The 19,705-nt window shown below is 68.8% G+C and carries 14 protein-coding genes, 1 tRNA gene and 1 riboswitch; of the genes, 2 read left to right on the top strand and 13 right to left on the bottom strand.

Annotated features, from left to right (window positions below):
• Positions 1–359 precede the first annotated feature (359 nt).
• Positions 360–3,476, bottom strand: a complete 3,117-nt coding sequence (locus tag MCBMB27_RS17345; RefSeq protein ID WP_075380926.1) for an efflux RND transporter permease subunit — start codon at positions 3,474–3,476, stop codon at positions 360–362.
• The gene (locus MCBMB27_RS17340) at positions 3,473–4,558 is read right to left on the bottom strand and encodes an efflux RND transporter periplasmic adaptor subunit (protein ID WP_043759408.1); all 1,086 of its coding nucleotides are present in this window, start codon (positions 4,556–4,558) and stop codon (positions 3,473–3,475) included. Before MCBMB27_RS17340 ends, MCBMB27_RS17345 begins: the two co-directional genes overlap by 4 nt.
• Positions 4,559–5,144: 586 nt before the next feature.
• On the opposite strand from MCBMB27_RS17340, the gene MCBMB27_RS17335 reads away from it, so the two are divergent.
• A complete protein-coding gene (locus tag MCBMB27_RS17335; protein ID WP_075380925.1) occupies positions 5,145–7,613 on the top strand; it encodes a 2Fe-2S iron-sulfur cluster-binding protein in 2,469 nt (822 codons plus the stop codon).
• A gap of 1,660 nt (positions 7,614–9,273) precedes the next feature.
• On the opposite strand, the gene MCBMB27_RS17330 is transcribed toward MCBMB27_RS17335, so the two are convergent.
• The 10 genes from MCBMB27_RS17330 to MCBMB27_RS17285 form a co-directional block, all read right to left on the bottom strand.
• On the bottom strand, positions 9,274–11,412 hold the full coding sequence (locus MCBMB27_RS17330) for a TonB-dependent receptor (RefSeq protein WP_170861879.1): 2,139 nt from the start codon (positions 11,410–11,412) through the stop codon (positions 9,274–9,276).
• A 133-nt stretch (positions 11,413–11,545) separates the two neighbouring features.
• Positions 11,546–11,743, bottom strand: a riboswitch (cobalamin riboswitch).
• A gap of 712 nt (positions 11,744–12,455) precedes the next feature.
• A complete protein-coding gene (locus tag MCBMB27_RS17320) occupies positions 12,456–12,788 on the bottom strand; it encodes a hypothetical protein (RefSeq protein WP_075380923.1) in 333 nt (110 codons plus the stop codon).
• A 34-nt stretch (positions 12,789–12,822) separates the two neighbouring features.
• The gene (locus MCBMB27_RS30995; protein WP_403091461.1) at positions 12,823–13,227 is read right to left on the bottom strand and encodes a DUF6538 domain-containing protein; all 405 of its coding nucleotides are present in this window, start codon (positions 13,225–13,227) and stop codon (positions 12,823–12,825) included.
• A gap of 86 nt (positions 13,228–13,313) precedes the next feature.
• A tRNA-Ser gene (locus MCBMB27_RS17315) sits at positions 13,314–13,405 on the bottom strand.
• Between the two features lie 12 nt (positions 13,406–13,417).
• Positions 13,418–14,266, bottom strand: a complete 849-nt coding sequence (locus MCBMB27_RS17310; protein ID WP_170861878.1) for a glycosyltransferase family 2 protein — start codon at positions 14,264–14,266, stop codon at positions 13,418–13,420.
• The gene (gene lysA / locus MCBMB27_RS17305) at positions 14,263–15,531 is read right to left on the bottom strand and encodes a diaminopimelate decarboxylase (protein WP_043386933.1); all 1,269 of its coding nucleotides are present in this window, start codon (positions 15,529–15,531) and stop codon (positions 14,263–14,265) included. Before lysA ends, MCBMB27_RS17310 begins: the two co-directional genes overlap by 4 nt.
• A 165-nt stretch (positions 15,532–15,696) precedes the next feature.
• On the bottom strand, positions 15,697–16,041 hold the full coding sequence (gene lptM, locus MCBMB27_RS17300) for an LPS translocon maturation chaperone LptM (RefSeq protein ID WP_043352391.1): 345 nt from the start codon (positions 16,039–16,041) through the stop codon (positions 15,697–15,699).
• A 169-nt stretch (positions 16,042–16,210) separates the two neighbouring features.
• Positions 16,211–16,513 carry a hypothetical protein gene (locus MCBMB27_RS17295; RefSeq protein ID WP_043352393.1) on the bottom strand — a complete coding sequence of 101 codons (303 nt, stop codon included), beginning with the start codon at positions 16,511–16,513 and terminating at the stop codon, positions 16,211–16,213.
• Between the two features lie 144 nt (positions 16,514–16,657).
• The gene (locus MCBMB27_RS17290) at positions 16,658–17,386 is read right to left on the bottom strand and encodes a hypothetical protein (protein ID WP_075380922.1); all 729 of its coding nucleotides are present in this window, start codon (positions 17,384–17,386) and stop codon (positions 16,658–16,660) included.
• Positions 17,387–17,497: 111 nt separating this feature from the next.
• Positions 17,498–18,130: a DUF1134 domain-containing protein gene (locus MCBMB27_RS17285; protein WP_043386928.1), complete on the bottom strand. Its 633-nt coding sequence runs from the start codon at positions 18,128–18,130 to the stop codon at positions 17,498–17,500.
• 183 nt (positions 18,131–18,313) lie between these two features.
• On the opposite strand from MCBMB27_RS17285, the gene MCBMB27_RS17280 reads away from it, so the two are divergent.
• Positions 18,314–18,859 carry a YHS domain-containing (seleno)protein gene (locus MCBMB27_RS17280; protein ID WP_043352398.1) on the top strand — a complete coding sequence of 182 codons (546 nt, stop codon included), beginning with the start codon at positions 18,314–18,316 and terminating at the stop codon, positions 18,857–18,859.
• Here MCBMB27_RS17280 and MCBMB27_RS17275 read toward each other — a convergent pair.
• The gene (locus MCBMB27_RS17275) at positions 18,840–19,703 is read right to left on the bottom strand and encodes a 3'(2'),5'-bisphosphate nucleotidase CysQ family protein (RefSeq protein WP_043386923.1); all 864 of its coding nucleotides are present in this window, start codon (positions 19,701–19,703) and stop codon (positions 18,840–18,842) included. The genes MCBMB27_RS17280 and MCBMB27_RS17275 overlap by 20 nt on opposite strands.
• Between the last annotated feature and the right edge of the window lie 2 nt (positions 19,704–19,705).

Here is a 19,705-nt window from a genome sequence, read left to right as displayed (position 1 = left end):
CCTCCCCCTGACCTTGGGCGCGGGGGCGCTGCCGCCAAGCTCCAGGGCCGGAAGCTGCGGCGGCGGGGACGGTTCCGGGATCCGCCCGTTCGGCTCCATGGATCCGCGTTGCGGCGGTGGATGATCGGCGCGCGAGAAAGCACTCTTGATCGCGTCATGCTGGCGTCGGATCTTCAGGATCCCGTCCGCCTTTTGCAGGGTCCCGATGCACACGAGCGGCGGTCCACAGGGGCGACGGCGTGCGGGTACGATCAATGATCCCGGCGGGCCCGTGGGGGGGCAGATACGGGCCCGCCGGGCCATCACACGCGAATTTGGAAGCGCGTGCGATCTTCTGGACGTCTCTGGAGACGGCGTCCTTACGTTGAGCGGGGCGTTACGGCCGCTCCGTCGACTGTCACCACGGCCGGCCCTGCGACGGCCTTTTCCGGCCGCTGCACCCGGAACCACAGGGCGTACAGGGCGGGCAGGAACAGGAGCGTCAGGACCGTACCGACACCGACGCCGCCGATGAGAACGTAGGCTAGCGCACCCCAGAACACCGAGTGGGTCAACGGGATGAAGGCCAGCATCGCAGCCGCCGCCGTCAGGATGACGGGCCGCGCCCGGCGCACGGTCGATTCCACGATGGCCTCATAATCCCCGAGGCCCGCCGCTTGGTCGTGGTGGATCTGGTCCACCAAGATCAGCGTGTTCCGCATGAGGATGCCCGACAGCGCGATCAGCCCGAGGATCGCGTTGAAGCCGAAGGGTTGGTGGAAGACCAACAGGGTCGGCGCGGCGCCGACGAGGCCCAGCGGTGCGGTGGCAACGACCATGAACATGGTGGCGAACGAGCGCACCTGGATCATGATCACCGTCAGCGTCACGATGAGCATGATGGGGAACACCGCCACCAGCGACAGCATCGCCTTCTCGCTCTCCTCCACGGAGCCTGCCGTGTCGATGCGGTAGCCCGGCGGCAGCTTGGCTTTGATCGGCGCCAGCAGCGGAACGACCTGGGCGTGGATGTCGGGCGGCTGCTTGCCGTCGAGCACGTCGCCCTGCACGCGGATGTAGGTCTCACGGTTGTAGCGCTTCAGGACCGCATCCTCGGTGCGGCTCTCCAAGCGCGCCACCTGCGAGACCGGCACCTGGCGCCCGTCCTTCGTCGCCAGCGTCAGGTCGCCGATCTCCCCCAGCGAGCGCCGCTCGGGGCCGGGGCTGCGCAGGAGGACGTCGACGGAACGCAGGTTCTCCCGGACCTGGGTGGCGGGCGTGCCGTTGAGGTAGCTCTGCAGCTGCTGGCCGGCCTCCTTGGGCGTCAAGCCGATCAAGCGCAGGCGCTCTTGGTCGAGGGCAAGGTGGAGGCTCGGGGTCTTGTCGCCCCAGTCGAGATGGACCATGCGCATGTTGGGGTTCGTGGCCATCGCTTGGGCGACCTCACCGGCGATGCCGCGAATGATGTCGAGGTCGGGTCCCACGACGCGGAAGGCGACGGGGAAGCGGACCGGTGGTCCGAACACGATCTGGAGGACCCGCACACGGGCTTCAGGAAAGCGGCCGTCCTCGACGAGCTTGCGCACCTTGCCCCGGAGGGCGTCGCGGGCATGGGAATCGGCGGTCTGCACCACGATCTGCGCGAAGGCGGGATCGGGCAGTTCCGGGTCGAAAGAGAGCACGAAGCGCGGCATGCCCTGGCCGATATAGCTCGTGATCTCACGCGCCTCGGGCAACTCGCGAACCGCCGCCTCAATCCGCTTGACGCTGGCCTCGGTGGTGGCGAAGGCCGAGCCCGCCGGCAGGGTGACCTCGACGATGAGTTCGGGGCGCTCCGAATTCGGGAAGAATTGCTGCTCGACCTTGCCCATGGCCACGACGGCGAGTGCGAACAACCCCACCGTGATGCCGGCGGCGATCCACTTATGGTCGACGGACAGGCGCACGACCCGGCGCAGGCGTTCGTAGTTCTTCGTGGCGTAGATGGCGTCGTGCCCGCCCTCGACCTTCTCGATGTTGGGCAAGAGCTTGACGCCGAGATAGGGCGTGAAGGTCACGGCCACGATCCATGAGACGATCAGCGAGAAGGCCACCACCCAGAAGATGTTTCCGGCGTACTCGCCCGCCGTCGACGCGGCGAAGCCCACGGGCAGGAAGCCCGCGATGGTGACCAGCGTGCCGGTGAGCATCGGCGCGGCCGTGGCGCTCCAGGCGTAGGTCGCGGCCTCGATCCGGTCGGCGCCTTCCTCCATGCGCACCACCATCATCTCGATGGCGATGATGGCGTCGTCGACGAGGAGGCCCAGCGAGATGATGAGGGCGCCGAGGGTGATGCGGTCGAAGTCACGGCCCGTGACCATCATCACCACGAACACCGCCGAGAGCGTCAGCGGCACGGCCAGCGCCACCACGATGCCGACGCGGAAGCCCAGAGCCACCAGCGACACAAGGATGACCACACCGAGCGCGGTGAAGAACTTCACCATGAACTCGTTGATGGCGTCGTCGATGACCTTCGCCTGGTCGGTGATTTTCGTGAAGGTGATGCCGACCGGCGTCTCGTGGTGGATCGCCACTTCCTCGGCGTTCAGCGCCGCGCCGAGCTTGAGGCCGTTGTAGCCGGGCTTCATCACGAGGCCGAGCATCAGGGCCGGCGCGCCGTCGTTACGGATCTCGAAGGTCTTCGGGTCCTCGTAGCCGCGCTTCACCGCGGCGATGTCGCCGAGCTTGAGGCTGCGGTCGCCGACGGCCACCGGGAGGTTGCGGATCGCGTCGAGCCCGTCGATGGCGCCGTCCAGGCGCAGGTACACCCGCGGGCCGTCGGCCTCGACGAAGCCAGCCGGCGTCACGTCGTTCTGGTTGGCGAGCGCCGCCAGCAGTTGCTGGCCGTTGATGCCGAGCGTGGCGAGACGCTGGTAGGAGATCTCGACGAAGATCTTCTGCGCCTGCTCGCCGAGGATGTTGATCTTCTCGACGCCCGGCACCCGCAGCAGGCGCTGCCGCAGGTCCTCGGCGCGAAGCACCAGTTGACGGTGCGGCAAACCCCTGGCCTGGAGCGCATAGAGAGAGAAGTAGACGTCCGAGAACTCGTCGTTGAACAGCGGCCCGAGCACGCCGCGCGGCAGGCTGGAAGCCTGGTCGGAGAGCTTCTTGCGCGTCTGGTAGAACTCCGACTGAAGTTTCGCCGGAGGCATGTTGTCCTTGAAGAAGACCTTCATCAGCAACAGTCCGGGCCGGGTCGTCGTCTCGACACGGTCGTAGTAAGCGAGTTCCTGCAGCCGCTTCTCGAGCGGGTCGGCGACCTGCCGCTGCATCTCGGCGGTCGTCGCCCCAGGCCATGCGGCCGAGACGGCCATTGTCTTCACCGCGAAACTCGGGTCCTCGCCACGCCCGAGCTTTTGGAAGGCGAAGAAGCCGGCACCCGTCAGGGCAATCAGCAGGAACAGGGTGACGGCCCGCTCGCGGACGGCCACGGCCGAGAGGTTGAAGCGGCTCATCGGGCCACCCCGGTCATGCTGACCGGCGCTTGCCGCACCTTCTGGTCGGCTTTGAGGAGATGGGCGCCGAGGGCTACGATCCGGTCGCCGGGGTTCAGGCCGGCCACGATCTCGACCCGCTCCTCGCCCATTCGGGCGACCTGCACCATCTGCGGCCGCACGGTCTCGGTCGCGACGTCGTAGCGCCAGACCGCGGTGCCGCGGCCCTGGTCGAACAGCGCCGCGAGGGGAACCTCCACGCTCGCTGTGCGGACCGCCGCATGGGCCTTGAGCTGCAGGGTGACGGTGGCGCCGAGCGGCGCCGCCTCGCCGTCCCCCGAAAGGATGTAGCGCGCCCGGTAGGTGCGCGTGGCCGGGTCGGCGGTGGCGGACAATTCGCGCAGTCGGGCCGGATAGGTCGCCGCGTCCTCGGAATAGAGCGTGGCGGAAGCCTCGCCCTGAGCGGCGCGCCGGCTGCCCTCGGGTATGAACACTTCCGCCTCGCGCGCCCCGTCGCGAGCGAGCTTGACCACGGTCTGGCCGGCGGCGACCACCTCCCCAGGATAGGAGGGCACTTCCATGACGACGCCGTCGGCATCGGCCTTGAGCTCAGCATACCCCGCTTGGTTCTCGATCTGGCTGGCTTGGGCTTCGGCATTGGCGAACTGGGCGATGGCCGCGTCGGCCGCGCCCTTGTTCTGGTCGTAGGTCTGCTTGGAGGTCCAGCCGTCCGAGACGAGCTTACGGCTGCGCTCCTCGTCGGCCTTGGCCTTGATCATCTGGGCGCGGGCGGCATCGACGGAAGCGCGCGCCGCGTTGAGCGCGAGGGTGAAGTCGGTTCGGTCGAGGCGCATCAGCGGCTGGCCGAGGCGCACGCGGTCACCAGGATCGACGAGGCGCTCGAAGATCTTGCCTCCCACCCGGAAGCCGAGGTTGCTCTCGGTGCGCGCCCGGATCACGCCCGTATAACGGGAGACCGCGCCGGGGCTCGGGACGACTTCGGCGATCTGCACCAGGGGCGGCTCGGGGCTGACCGCTGTCTCGGCGGGCGAGCAGGCCGCCAGGGCCAATCCGGTCAGTCCGACCATCCATCGCGCGTCCATTGGCGATTCCCCGTAACCTTTTGAGGGGTTTTGATATGATAGTCGTCATCTATTCTGGCTCGGTTCCATCGTCAATGGCCCGTGCTGCCGCCCATTCCGGGGGACACGATCACGGGAGGCCGGGGCCACGCGATGGGCTCCATGGCGACCGGCGACCTTGGGGGCAGGGGACGCACACGGCCGGGGTCGGGTCCGGGAGATCGCTCCGGATCGTCGCGCTGCGTTGAAGCTCAAGGCCGCGGCCTGCCACGCGGAAGGCGTGGCTCCTCTGGCAGCGCCGAGCAAGACCGCGCCCTCCCCGACACGGAGGAGCGCCTCGAAGGCTCCAAGGCGGAGGCCCAGCCTCGAGACGACGAACCATCCGTCCTGATGCGTCCTGTCGTGGCGGTGCGCGGTCACGTCGGAAGGCGGCAATCTCGACCGGCGAAGTCACAGGGCGCCCAGGCCGGCTTGCGGATCGGAGCGCAGACACTTATAGATTACATATAACATCTATTTTGCGGCATCGAAGGCGCCGGGGGCTCGGCGCCTGTCGTCCGGAGCATCCCGGATCGCGAAGCCAGCCTGGGGCGGAGATCCCTGCCTGATGAACCTCGAAGATCATCCCACGGTGAAGCGTCTCCGTGCCGCCGAGCTATCGAGCGGGCCGGCCGCTGCGAGGAGGCCATTCGGGGCGGGCGAACTGCGGCAGCTGGCCCTCGAATGCGGTGCGGACGACGTCGGGTTCGTCGAGATCGGCCGGTTCGAGCTTGAGCCGCAGCGGGACGAGATCCTGCGGCACTATCCCTGGACGCGGTCCCTCGTCAGCATCGTCGTCAAGATGGCGCAGGCACCGGTTCGCGGGACGCCGCGGTCCGTTGCCAACCTCGAATTCCACCGTGCCGGTCACGACACCAACGCCATCTGCGCCGCCATCGTCGCGCGCCTTCAGGATCATGGCATCCGAGCCGTCAACCCCTCCATGGGCTTCCCGATGGAGATGAACCAGAACCCCGGGCACGCCATCTGGATCGTGGCTCACAAGCCCGTGGCGGTCGCGGCAGGTCTCGGCCGGATGGGCATCCACCGCAACGTCATCCACCCGAAATTCGGGAACTTCATCCTGCTGGGCACGGTCCTGCTCGACCAGGACATCGACGTCCCCGACGCGCCCATCGACTACAACCCGTGTCTGGAATGCAAGCTCTGCGTCGCGGCCTGCCCGGTCGGTGCGATCAAGCTCGAAGGCGCCTTCGATTTCCAGGCCTGCTTCACCCACAATTACCGCGAATTCATGGGCGGCTTCACCGACTGGGTGGAGCAGATTGCGGACTCCCGCGACGCGCTCGACTATCGCCGGCGGGTCAACGAGCCCGAGACCGCCTCGATGTGGCAGAGCCTGACCTATGGGGCGAACTACAAGTCGGCCTACTGCATCGCCGTGTGCCCGGCGGGCGAGGACGTCATCGGCTCGTACCTGAAGGATAAAGGCGCGCACCGGCGCGAAATTCTGAAGCCGCTCCAGGATCGCCCGGAACCGGTCTACGTCGTGGCCGGCACCGACGCCGAGGAGATCGCCAGACGCAAGTGGAAGCACAAGACGGTGAAGCCCGTCGGCAATGGCATGACCCCCCGGACCATCGGTGGCCTCCTGACCTTCATGCCCATCGTGTTCCAGCGGGCGCAGGCGCGCGATCTCGACGCGGTCTTCCATTTCACCTTCACCGGCGCCGAGAGCCGCCAAGCAACCGTCACCGTCCGCGATGGAAAGATCGCCGTTCGCGACGGCTTGGTCGACAAGCCCAACCTGCGTGTGATTGCCGACGCCAAGACGTGGCTCGGGTTCCTCGCCAGGGAAAAGAGCTTGGTCTGGGCTCTGGCGAGGCGGAAGATCCGGATCTTCGGGGACCCCCGGCTCCTGCTGGCCTTCGGCAAATGCTTCCCGTCGCCCGAAATCCGGCGCAAGCCCGTCGAGATCGTGCCCGAGACCTCGCTGCTGCGTCCCGCGATAACGCCCTACGCGCGGAACGACGAGGCGACCGGGACGGTGCGGTGGTTCGGCGAGCTGGAACTGCGCGACGTCGCGCAGGTCACCCGCACGGTCAGGACGTTCCGCCTCGTCGATCCGAAGGGCGGCGAGATCCCCTTCCGGCATGTGGCCGGGCAGTACCTGACGCTGGAGATCACGCGGCAGGGCATTCCGACCCGCCGCTCGTACACCATCGCCTCGTCGCCGACGTGGCGGGACCGTATCGAGATCACCGTCAAGCGCGAGGAGAACGGCGCGGTCTCCCGTTGGCTGCACGACGAGATGCGACCGGGCGACCGCGTCCAGGTCGAGGCGCCGAGCGGTGGCTTCGTGTTCTCCGGCAGGGAATGGCCAACCGTCGTGCTGATCGGCGGCGGCGTCGGGATCACGCCCATGATGAGCAGCGTGCGTTACCTGACCGAGACGGACTGGCCCGGCACGATCTACCTCCTCCTCAGCTTCAAAAGCCCGCAGGACTACATCTTCAAGGACGAGATCGAGACGCTGAGGAAGCGGAATCCCAGGCTACACGTTTCGGTCGCGATGTCCGCACCGGGTAGGGAGGCCTGGAAGGGTCATACCGGTCGCATCGATGCCCGCTTCGTCGCGGCCGCCGTGCCGGATATCGCGCTCCACCGCGCCCACATCTGCGGACCGACGCCCATGATGGACGCGGTCAAGGCGATCCTGCTCGATCTGGGCGTGCCGGCCGGTCAGATACGGACAGAGGCCTTCGGAACGGACCGTCGCGATCCGACCGGAAGGACCGGACAGTCCGGCACGGTCGTCGGTCAGGTCAAATTCCTGGACACCGGTAAGACGTCTACGGCTCGCGAGGGAGCGACGCTGCTCGACGTGGCTGACGAGGCAAAGGTCCGCATCGACAGCGCCTGTCGCTCCGGGACGTGCGGAACCTGCATGGTGAAGCTGCGGAGCGGGACGGTTCGGATGCCTGTGCAGGATGCACTCGGCGACGGCGACAGGGAGGATGGCTACATCCTCGCCTGCCAGGCCGAGCCTGAAGGCGACGTGGAGTTGGAAGCGTAGCCCCGCGTTCGGGGGGGGGATTGATGCCGTTCAGCCCTCGGCGATGAGCGCATCTCGTGCCGCGCGGCGGGACACCCCCAGGGCGGGGTGATCCTTGGCTTCGACCGGCTGCTCGCGTTGGCCGATGCGGGCTTCGCTTCAGGCCGCTATCGCGTTGGGGCCATGACGCTCGACCTCGAGACCGGCACGGGTCTGTGGCCAAGCCTAGCGCCAGCTCGGCTCCAAGCACCCGCGCCGCCCCTGAGCGGGCCGTCCCGGGCCATCGGTTGCTCGCCTCCGTTGCCAGAACGCCGGCCTGACGTCATTCCGCGGGCAGAAGACCCCGCCCGCTCAAGATCCCGGCAAGCCATCGCCGATGAGTCCAAACGCGTTTTGAGCCGGGCACTCTCACCAGGCGCAGGTCGGTTTGCGTCAGGGGGCGCCGTTCGCACCGTTTTTGATCGCAGCTCGGCGGCGTCCAGTGCGACGTCGCGGCGACGGGATGGGAGGACACTCAGGGAGTGCAATCCACAGGCCGCGGCTGCGGGGGCGAACCGACTTTTGGCGCGCCAACCCGTTGTGAGGAAACACCGGTTTCGGGTTGGTGGGCGATCGCGGAGACGCGGCCCGCCCATGATCTCGAATTTCGTGTTTTTCATCCGACGCTTACCTCGATGGCTGCGTTTGCCACCCATCCCAGTCCACGTGATCAACGCGGATCTCCGGGTAGTGCGGCGGACGACGACGGATTGATCAGCTCGCATCGGATGCGCGAGCGGGACATGCTTGGGTTCCAGCCACAGACCTGAGGCGGTCCGCCGCATTTTCCCATGGGGGAACCGGGGTCACATCTCACGCGGCTCGTACGGAGCCGTCGACATCGGCCGCGACATGATCGCGGGTTTAGCTCCATGGCCTCCATCAAAATTCGTGCGTCCGCTGACGGGACCTTTGCGGTCTGCCGGAATGGATCCGCCGTCGCCTCTGGCCTGACCCGAGCCCAGGCCGACCATCTGGTGGCGGTGCTCGGCTGGATTTCCTGAGGCCTCCGAGATCCCTCCCACCGCCTGCACGGGATGTGCGAGCGGCGTTCACTGGGAAGAGCAAGTTTGGATTGAAATGTCTCCAATCAGACATTAGGCCGCCGCCGCCGGCTTCAGGCTGGCCGTCCACGTCCGCCTACCGTTCGCCCCTCAGCGACAAGGGCGGGCGTGGATGCCAAGGGGGGCGCGAAACGCTGCCCCTAAGCTCGACCGCGTCGTCGCCGGCTCGGCGAACCCTCGCCGAAACTTCCTGCTCCCTCACGCCGTAGCGTAGGCGTCCCATGCCGATGTGGAGGCGCTGCGGTGACGTTGATCAGTCTGGCTTGCTTCGTGGCTGGAACGGCCTCTGCCGCGGCGTCTCTCATCAGCGACCGTCTGCGCGTCATTCTTGAAGCTGCGGGTGGCTCCCTGTTTCTGGTCGGCCTTTGCGTGCTCGGCGCAGAGTTGCCGCTGTTCAGATAGGGCCCATTGCAGCCTCCCGGCGGCCTCACTGCATCGAGGCCCGCGACGGCAGGTCCGCCGGAGCTGCCAGGGCTTCCGGCTTGGCGCACCCGCCCCCGAAAGCGCTCAAAAGCCTCATCACCGCTTCCGGGGCACTCGGTGGGCTTATACGAGCCCGTGTGGACCGGACCGGTCCTTCAGAATTTTCCAGCGATGGTTAGACGTACCGCCGTAGGCTCGACCGGGTGAAACACGCGGTCGATCAGCCCCTCGGCGGGCTCGCCGGGCAACCGTGAAACATACGCGTAGGTGATCTGGTCAGACTTGCTGTTCGTCAAGTTCAGTACGTCCAGCGAGACGCTGATGCCGTTGTCGAAATTGTAGCCCACCCGGCCGTTGAACAGCGCGGTCGCCCGCGAGCGGATCGCGTTGTCCTCAATCAGCGGCCGGGGGCCGAAGTAGCGGAAGCGGAGTGATCCGAACCAGCCTAGCGGCTCGCCGAAGGTCACGCCCGCCGACGCGATGGTCGTCGGCGCTTCAGGAACCCGGTTGCCCACCGGGTCGTAGTCCGAGAAGCGAGCGTTCGTGATCGTCAGGTCGCCCTCCAGCGCGAGCCAGGGCGTCACCGCATACCGGTTGGTCCATTCCACGCCGAAGCGGCGGGTCGGGCGGCTCGGCTCCGTAGTGCCGGTATCGCCCTGGAACAGGTTCTCTGAGGCGAAATCGAGCCGGAACAGGGCGAGGCTCGTCTCCAGTCCGGCAATGGACCGGTTGCGCAGGCCGATCTCGTAGCCCGTGGAGGGCACGAGGAAGGGCGAGCGGGTCGTGTTGAACAGCGAGGAGGTCGGATCCACCGTGGCGGTCACGCCGCGCACATCGTTCGAGTGGAAGCCGCCGCCGTAGTTCACGAAGAGTTCGGTGTCGAACCACGGCCCGAGCGTCAGGCCGAGCTTTGGGTTGACGATGCCATCGCGCGCCTTGCCCGAATTGGCCGGCGTGTCCGAGGCGACGCTGGCGTAGTATCCGTCCGCGCGGAAACCGACGCTGGTGCGCAGCCAGTCGGTCCAGCGCACGCGGTTGTCGAAGTAGAAGGCTCCACTTGTCTCCAGCACCCGGTCGTCGAGCACGCCCGAGCGATACTGCCGGTTCGTTGTGTTGAACAGGCCGACGCGGATCGAGTCGGTGCGGGTCTGCACGCCGATCTCGTTTTCCATCGGCCTCCCGAACAGGTCGCCCTGGAAGATGTGCAGGGCCTCGCCGCCGCCGATGATGCGCTGATCGAGCTGGTGGAACTGATCGCCGTTCACCGGATCGTTGAGGAAGTAAGTGAAGTCGTTGAACAGGTTCAATTGGGATCGGATGACGTAGGCCGAGGCCCGCGTCACGCCCGTGTCGTCCGTTGCGCTGAACTTGCCCGAGAGCGAGAAGCGCGAGGTGTCGCCGCCATCGGTCGGGTTGATCGTGCCGTAGCGGCTGATCAGCCCCTCCGTCACAGCGCGCTCTGGGATCTGGTTGGTGGCGGTCCAGCGCGCCGCATAGGCCATGCCGGTGACCGAGAAGCCGTCGAGCGGCGTACCCTGGCTGTAGCGGGCCACGCCGTTGATCTTGCGCAGGGCGTCCGGGACCACCCACGGGCCGTCGTAGACCTGGGCTTCCCCCGCGAGGAGGAGGTTGCCCTCACCGAGTGGTACGGTAGCGATCGAGAGCGCGCGCTTGTAGCCGAAGCTGCCGATGGAGGTCAGGGCGACGTTTTCCGCGGTCGTGTCGAGATAGTCGATCCGCACGGAGCCCGCAGAGGCGAAGTCACCGTCGCGGACGAAATACGGACCCTTGTGGAATTCCACCGCGCCGACGAGTTCCGGGATCAGGAAGTTGATGTCGGCGTAGCCTTGTCCGTGGGCATGGGTTCGCAGGTTGAGCGGCATGCCGTCGAGGAACAGGGCTATGTCGGTGCCGTGGTCGAGGTTGAACCCGCGCAAGAAGAACTGATTGGCCTTGCCCTCGCCGGAGTGCTGCGTGACGATCAGGCCCGGCACCGACTCCAACACCTCGCCGGGGCGCGTCACCGGACGGCTGTTAAGCTGTGCGCCCGTGATGACACCCGAACTGGCGGAAGCCACGGGGGTGCTGATCCCACCGATCCCGGTCGTGCCCCCGACGTAGCCCGCGCTCGCGGCCGGACCGACGCGCGGCGATGCGGCTACGGCTGTGTCGGCGGTGACCGAGATCTCCTCCAGCGTCGTCTCGGTGGTCGCCGCACTCGGCGTGGAGCGGTCCTGAGCTGCGGCCGCCGACGCCAGGGCGGCGAGGCCGACGCCCGACCAGGTCGAGAGCATTCGGATGGTGGGACGACGGGACACGGGAGCCTCGGGCGACGGGAGTGGCACGTCACCGCGAATGAGGTCTCCACGCCCAGCGTCAGCCCGGCGCTTCGACACCCGTCAGGACACCCCGCCCGACGCGTTTCGCGTGTGACCACGACTGACGGCAGGTCTCCTGGCTCGCGGGTCACCGCCCTCGCACCGTCTTCCCGGATGAGGCACATCCAGTGACGCGGTGGTGCTGGGCTCGCCGCTTACAGTTGCGGGGGCAGCCGCGGCTTCAGGGCAAGCCCTTCACCGCGTTCCCTTTTGATCCCCGAAGGGAACCGTCGCTGTCACCATCGGTCGCCTTGTCAGGCCACGTCAAGCCATGAGGAAGATCGGCGACCGCGTGTGGCCTCGCTGTGACAGACGGGGTCCGTAACCTCGCCGTTATCGAACGGTCGCTTCCGCGCATCGAGCCAATTACCGCGTCACACCCATTGCCGAACTTGACCGGACGCGAAGCGACACGGTTTGGCTATAAGAGGCTTGATCACCTGTGGTTCGATCGCCCGATCTAAACCTCGATGGCGGCTCGGAGTTGCTCCGGTCCGAGTCCTGACACGTATACGGCAAGGCCGAGCGCGGCTTGGCGTGACCCATAAGCTCGGCGATAACGCTGCTGTTTACTGTTGTGGTGTGCGTAGAGGCCCGTTGGAGATAAGTTGCGAAGCATCGTCTGAAGCTATGGACATCGACCTGTTTGCTGGGCCCAAGCACCTTCTGGCAAAAGGTGGCAAATCGCTTCACCACGATCCAGCTTCGCTTCCCGTCCGGCCCCGCGGGCGTGAGACCCGAGCATACCCAGCCGTCTGACGAGCGTGCAACGCGCTGCTGCAAGATCGGCCTAGCTGATCCGTGAACTGGTACGACGCGCCGGGCATTCTCCGTTTTCCGTGGGAGATGCGGAACGCTCGCCCCTCTGTGCGCATGTCGGCGGTGCGAAGCTGGCAAAGCTCGCTGATGCGGCAGCCGGTCAGTAAGCCGACCCGCATGAGGTCGAACAGCACCGTCCCCTACCGCTGGCCCATGATCGCCACAGGATCAGCCGTGAGGAGCGTGACAAGCTCATCAGCGGTGTCGGCGCGCTTCGATGGCTCCTGCCTCGATCCGTTCGCGAAGCTACCCTGGCCCTGCCACGGATTGTCGGCGACAAAGCCACGCTTGATGAGCCGCTGCCACATCGAAGAGAGCGCCGCGATCTGTCGATGGACCATGGCCTGAGACGCCCGACTCCGCAGGAGCACGTCGCTGACGAACTCACCCGCGGTGCGTCGATCCACGCCGCGGACGGCATAGTTTGACGGCTGAGTTTGTGCGAACTCCCGGACGGCAAGGGCGTGCTGCATCCGAGATTGCTTGGTCTGGACCCATCGATCTCCTTCAACCAGCGCTCCAGCGTCGTGAGCATTGTGGTCTGGCGCGATGAGCCCCCTGGATGAGCATGATCGCGGCCATCCTTTCGGGTTGTCTTTTGGGGAGAGAATGAGGCGTTGGGTCCGGGCACTCGCGCCCGGTATCGTCGCGGGACCGTCCTGAACCGGTCAGGGCCGCCGCCCGGGCGGGCTGCCAACCCTCCGAAACGGTCTGCGCACCGATCCAGTCCCAGAGCAGCGCCAGCGCGATCCACCGTCGCTGCCGCGCAACAGCCTCGGTGCTCGTGTCGAGAGCCCGGACGAGATGGGTCTGTCCGACCGTGGAGACGAGATGGGCTGGCACCCTGAGTCGCACGGACCAGCGCCCACGACGGCATTGCAGGTGGTCGGCGCGCCGCACCTTTGGCCTCATCCCGTACGGCTACGATGACGCTGTGTCACCAAAGCTGGCCGGACGAAGCGATAAAAGCGCTGCTTTTACAACATCTTAGGGCTAAATGGCGGAGACGGAGGGATTCGAACCCTCGATACCCATTTCTGGGTATGCTCATTTAGCAAACGAGTGCCTTCAGCCGCTCGGCCACGTCTCCGGCGCTCTGGCTCTAGAAGGTCGGATCCGGCGGGTCAACCCGATCCTGGCGGGCGGCGGCCACGCGGCGGCGCTCGACATGCTTCGCGACGCGCAGATGCCGCGAGATCGCGTAGTTCATCGCCGTCAGGAAGCCGTAGGTGCCGCGCACGAAGTGGCGGCGCCCGAGATAGGCCTTCAGGAAGTTGCCCGGCAGTTCCACGAACACCCGCCAGGTCGGGATCACCACGCCCCGCGTCTCCAAGTCCTCCGCCTGCTGGTCGGAGTAGCGATTCAGCTTGTCGAGCTGGTCGCCGAGCGAGCGCACCGAGAAATGATGGATCACGCCCCTGAGCCGCCCCGGCGTGACGCCGGGTTCCAGCGCCACCCGGTCGTGCACCGGCGAGGCGGCGTAACGGCCCCGGTCCTTCCTGTAGAGCCGGACCGGCGTCAGGGTGTAGGCGAGCGGGTGCGGGCGGCCCTCGCCGGGAAAGGTCTCCGCGATGCCGATCCGCCACGCCGGCCGGCGCGGCTCGCCCGCGGCCCAGAGGGCCCGGATCTCCCGGACGAGATCCTCCGGCACCACCTCGTCGGCGTCGAGGTTCAGGAGCCAGACATGCCGGCACTGCTCCTCGGCGAACCGCTTCTGCGGGCCGTAGCCCGGCCAGGGATTGTGGATCACCCGCGCGCCGAGCGCGGCCGCCAGCGCCTGCGTGCCGTCGGTGGAGCCCGAATCGACCACCACGAGGTCGTCGGTCAGGCCCCGCACCGCCCGGATCGTCGCGCCGATCCGGTCCACCTCGTTGTGGGCGATGATGAAGACCGACAGCGGCAGCCGCCGGTCGGCCGCGGCGGCCGACGGGGATGCGGGCGCGCCGCTCACGCCAGCCAGTCCGGCACCCGGTCCAGGGCGATCAGCGCGTCGACGTCGAGGCGCGGTCGCACCACGGCCGCCCGGTCCCCCCGCACCAGAACCTCCGGCACCAGGGGCCGCGTGTTGTAGGTGCAGGACTGCACCGCCCCGTAGGCGCCGGCGCTCATCACGGCGATCAGGTCGCCCGCCGCCACCGCCGGCATGTCGCGGTTGAGAGCGAGATAGTCGCCGCTCTCGCAGACCGGACCCACCACGTCGGCGACGAGGCGCGGCGTCCCGGAACTTGGCTCGAGGACCGGCCGCAGGGCGTGATAGGCCTCGTACAGGGTCGGGCGGATCAGGTCGTTCATCGCCGCGTCGACGATCACGAAGGTGCGCCCCTCGCTGTGCTTCACGTAGAGCACCCGCGTCACCAGGATCCCGGCATTGCCGACGATCATCCGGCCGATCTCGAAGACCGGCCGCAGGCCGAGCGGGGCGAAATGCGGCCGCAGGGTCGCCGCCAGGGCGGCCGGATCCGGCGGCGGCGCGTTGTCGTCGCGATAGGGGATCCCGAGACCGCCGCCGAAATCGATGTGGCGCAGGGGATGGCCGGCCGCCATGAGCGTCCGGGCGAGGTCCGCCAGCAGCCGGGCCGCGTCGGCGAAGGGCGCCAGATCGGTGATCTGGCTGCCGATATGCATGTCGACGCCGTGCACCGCGATCCCCGGGAGGGCGGCGGCAGTGGCGTAGACCGCCGGCGCCCGGGTGATCGGGATGCCGAACTTGTTCTCGTACTTGCCGGTGGAGATCTTGGCGTGCGTGCCGGCATCCACGTCGGGGTTCACCCGGATCGAGACCGGGGCCTTGAGGCCGAGGCCCACGGCCACGTCGGACAGGACCGCGAGTTCCGGCTCGCTCTCGACATTGAAGCAGAAGATGCCGGCCTTGAGCGCGGCCTCCATCTCGGCGCGGGTCTTGCCGACGCCGGAGAACACGATCTTGCCGGGATCCACCCCGGCCGCCAGCGCCCGCTGCAGCTCGCCCCCCGAGACGATGTCCATCCCGGCGCCCTGGGAAGCGAGGGTGCGCAGGACGGCCTGGTTCGAATTCGCCTTCATGGCGAAGCAGACCAGCGCGTCGTCGGCCGCGAAGGCCTCCGCGAAGACGCGGTAATGCCGCTCGAGGGTGGCGGTGCTGTAGCAGTAGAACGGCGTCCCGACCTCCGCGGCGAGGCCGGTCAGGTCGACCGCCTCGGCGTGCAGGCGGCCGTCGCGATAGTGGAAATGGTGCATCTCGGCCGTGTCTCGTCTGCGCGCCGGAGCGCGGCCTGTTTCCCGTGAAACACCCCGCCGCAGGCCGACGCGGGCGCACGCCGACGACCGGATCCGACCGGGTCACCGGGCGCGGAGCACCACGACGGCCTGCCGGCGGCGTGGCGCCGTGCCGGCCTCAGCCCTCTACAGCAGCGGATCCAGAATGAAAGGCTCCTTCGGCACGCGGTAGCCCCGCCGCGCGCCGCGGCTGGTCTCCACCGGCGCATCGGTGCCGCCCGGCGGCACTGCCGCCACGGAGAGTTCGTCGCCGGCGCGCACCGAGGCCGCATCCGGCTCCGGGGCGCCCCCGCCGAGGCCGACGGAGACCGGCAGCGTCCGCCGCCCGGTCGCCGCGCCCCCGCTCGCCGGCGCGGCGGCCGGGGCCGCCGTCTGCGGCGGTTCCAGGGCACCACGCCGCCCGCAGGCGGAGACCGCCAGGGCCACGAGGCCGGACACGGCGAGGAGTTTCAGGGCGGGTTTCGACAACATCGCGCGAGGGTCCGGCGGGCTCGGCACCGGCACGCGAGGGCCGGCGGGAGCGCTACCTTAGCCGTTGCCGAGCCCCGGCGCGAGCGCGCCCCCGCCACAGGCCGGGCTCGGTCCTCGGCCGATGGCCCGCTCGGGGGACTTTCGGCCGAGGATTGTCAGCGGAGAGGCGTCAGCCCCGCCGCTCCTTGCCGCCCTGCGAGCCCTGCCGGTTCTTGGCGGGGGCGTTCTGCTGCTGCTCGGCCTCGTAGGCGTCGATCGCCCGGCGGCAGTTCTCGCTCAGCTTCTTCCAGTTCTTCTGGAAGCAGGCGTCGGTGGCCGGATCGTCGGGGGCCAGATTGCCGCAGTAGGTCAGGTAATCGCCGGTGCAGTACTTCTTCAGGGTCTCGTTGCCGCGCTTCGTCTGCTGCGCCGCCGCCGGCAGCGTCAGGACAACGGACGCCGCGACGGCGAGGGCGATCGGCTTCAGGCGCATGGGTATCCGTACCATCTGTCGAAGTTGTGAATGCGTGACGCGTCGACGTTGCGATGATGCCTTTGCGTGGTCGAAACAAGGCAGTCGTCGCAGGTTTTCGGTCCGGTTCTGGTGGTAGAGGCCCCGTTTCGGAGGCGGATCCGCTCAAACCCGTTCGTGCTGCGGCATCGGCGCGGCGGCGCGGGGCATCCGGCCCGGGCCCGTGAGGGCGTCGGCGACCTCGACGATTCGCCGGCGCAGATCGGCGTTCTCCCGCTCGATCCCGGCTTGCCGGTCCGGTTGCCGGTCGCCGGAGCGGTCGTTCTGCCGGTCGGCCAGGGTCAGGGCCAGAGCCTCCTCGGCCGCCTTCAGGCTGGCGCGCAGATCGTCGCGCTCGGCCGCCAGCGCGGCGGCGTCCGGTGCCGGGGCCGTGCCCTGCCGGAGCGTCAGGAGGCTGTCGAGCAGGTCGGCATGGGCGTCCTCGAGGGCCTGGAGCGTCGCGAGGCTCGCGGTGCCGTCCTCGCGGGCGATCGCCAGTTCGGCCTCGAGCTCCCGGGTCTTGGCCTGGACCTGGGCGATTTCGGCATCGCGGGCCGCGACATCGCGTGCCAGGGCGGCGACCCGCATCGTCCCGGCTCCGATCGCCGCCATGTCGGCCTGCCGCCGCGCCTCGACCGTCTCGACCCGGCGCTCCAGGCGGCGCTGCTGGACGGCGAACTGCGCGCGCAGGAAGTCGCGCTCCGCCGCGATCTCGGCCGGCGACAGGGGCAGGCGCGCCTCGGCCCGGCGTCGCTCCAGGCGTGCGGCACGCGCATTGAGGGCCGGCAGCAGCAGCAGGCCGCACAGGCTCGCCGCCAGGAAGCCCAGCGCGAAGATCATCACCGTTTCGATCACGAGGGTGCAGTCCGCGCATCCGGCCGGAAGACCCGACCCAAGTCCACTCTAGCCCAGGTTGGCCGCGGGGGTGAAATCCTGCGGCACCGGTCAATCAGAACGGATTCCTGATCAGAACGGGTTCCAGGTCGGCTCACGGGTGAACTTCAAATAACCGACATTGATCCCGAGGCGCGCGCCCACGCCGCTGCGGATCGGCACGACGATGGTCCGGTCGTTGACCACCGCGGTCATCCCGAAGCCGCCCACGAGGTAGGCCGAGCCGTCGACGCCGGCGAAGCGGCGATACAGGTTGCGCACGTTCGGCAGGTTGTAGACCAGCATCATGGTGCGCGCGCCGTCGCCGCCGACGTCGAAGCCGAGGGACGGGCCCTGCCAGTAGATGCGCCGCTGCCCGGCATTGCGGGTGTAGAGGGTGCCCTCGCCGTAGCGGACGCCCGCCACCAGGGCGCCGCCGCCCTCCTGTCCGAGGATATAGCCGTTGGGCTCGCCCCAGCGCCGGCCCGCCTCCTCGACGGTGAGCGCGAGCCCGCGCGACACGGTGCCGAAGAACCGGTGGCCGGATTCCACGATCTCGCCGGGGCGGAAGGTCTCGGGCGTGTCGAGGTCCTCGCCGGCCGCCCGGGCCGGCTCCGCGGCGGCGAGGCCGGCGAGAGAGGCGCCGAAGGGCGCGCCGAGAGCCAGGCCGAGGCCCGCCCGCAGCAGGGTGCGGCGGTCGGTGCCGCGATCGTCTCGTGCCATCATCGTTGTCTCCTCGCCCGGTTCGATTAACGGTTCGTGCGATGGACCTGGGCCGCTCTCGTCCCGCCGGGCCGGCAGCGGCCGCGCCTGCGCCCCGGATCGGCCGGGGCGCCGCCATCCATCCGGGCCGTGCGTCCCGCGAACCCGGGCGGATGAGTCGGACCAGCTTCTGAGGGAATTCGCAAGATGTGGTTAACGCGTCCTGACCCCGCGGCCGCGGCGATCATCCCGGGGGCGGCGCTGACAATCACGCTGGCCCTCGCGCTGACGGCCACGCTGGCCCCTCTGCCGGGGGTCGGCCCCCGCCGCGCCGCGGCCGAAGAGGGCCTGCCGTCCCAGACGCGGATCGCGCTGCTGACGCTCAACGGCTTCGACCCCGTCAGCTACTTCCTAAAGGGCGGGCCGCAGGCCGGGGCGGCCCGGTTCGAACTGTCCTGGGACGGCCGGGTCTGGCGCTTCGCCAGCGGCGCCAACCGCGAGGCCTTCCGGGACGATCCGCCGGTCTACGCCCCGCGCCTCGGGGGCTACGACGCTGCCGGAATCCTCGAGGGCCGGCTGGTGGATGCCGATCCCCTGGTCTTCGCGGTGATCGGCGAGCGCCTCTACCTGTTCCGGAATGCCGAGCGCCGCGCCCGGTTCCTGGCCGAGCCCGACCTGGTCCGGCAGGCGGAGGCGGCGTGGCCGGCCCTGCGTGCCCTGCAGGACGTCCCGCCTATGGATGCGCCGCGCTGAGCGGCCCCGTCGGCCTGCTGGTCGGCAGGGCGAGGCGCGGGGCCAGGGCGGGATCGCCCAGGGCCGCGAAGGGCCCGTTGCGATGATCGGGCCCGTGCTGCCCGTAGCGGATCGGGCCACCGCCGGGCACCACCACGCAGCCCCCCGCCGCCGCGACGATGTGATCGCCCGCGGCCGTATCCCATTCCATGGTCGGGCCGCAGCGCACGTAGATGTCCGCCTCGCCGGCGGCGATCAGCCCGAACTTCAAGGCGGATCCGACCTGGCGCGTCTCCAGGACGGGCAGCGCCGCGAGGCAGGCGGCGGTTTCGGGATCGCCGTGCCGCCGGCTGCCCAGGGCGACGAGGCCGGCCTCCGGCGCCGGTCGCGTGTGGACCGGCCGCCCGGCCCCTGGCCGGCCGGCGACCACCGCGCCCTCGACGGTTGCTGCGCCCGCCCACCAGACCCGGCCAAGCCCCGGGGCCGCCAGGGCGGCGGCCACCGGGCGGGCGCCGGACACCAGCGCGATGTTGACCGAGTAGTCCGGCGTCCCGGCGAGGAAGTCGCGGGTGCCGTCCAGGGGATCGACGAGGAAGAAGAGGTCGGCCGGCCGCGTCGCGTCGGTCTGGGCGCGCTCCTCGGCCACGACCGCGATCCCCGGGAAGCGTCCGGCGAGGGCCTCGACGATCAGGTCCTCGGCCTCGGTGTCGGCGGCGCTCGACGGTGAGCCGTCCGGCTTCAGGGCGTGGGGGCAGGGGGCCCGATGGTAGCGGCGCAGGATCTCGCCCGCCGCGCAGGCGATCTCGGCGAGTGCCGCGGCGATCCGCTCACGCTCCGGTTCCGAGATCGTCGTCGCGCTCGTCATGG

The organism is Methylobacterium phyllosphaerae (genome assembly GCF_001936175.1).
In the GTDB taxonomy this organism is placed as follows: Bacteria; Pseudomonadota; Alphaproteobacteria; order Rhizobiales; family Beijerinckiaceae; genus Methylobacterium; species Methylobacterium fujisawaense.
The sequence above is the reverse complement of the archived record's forward strand: the minus strand, read 5'-3'. Positions and strand labels throughout refer to the sequence as shown.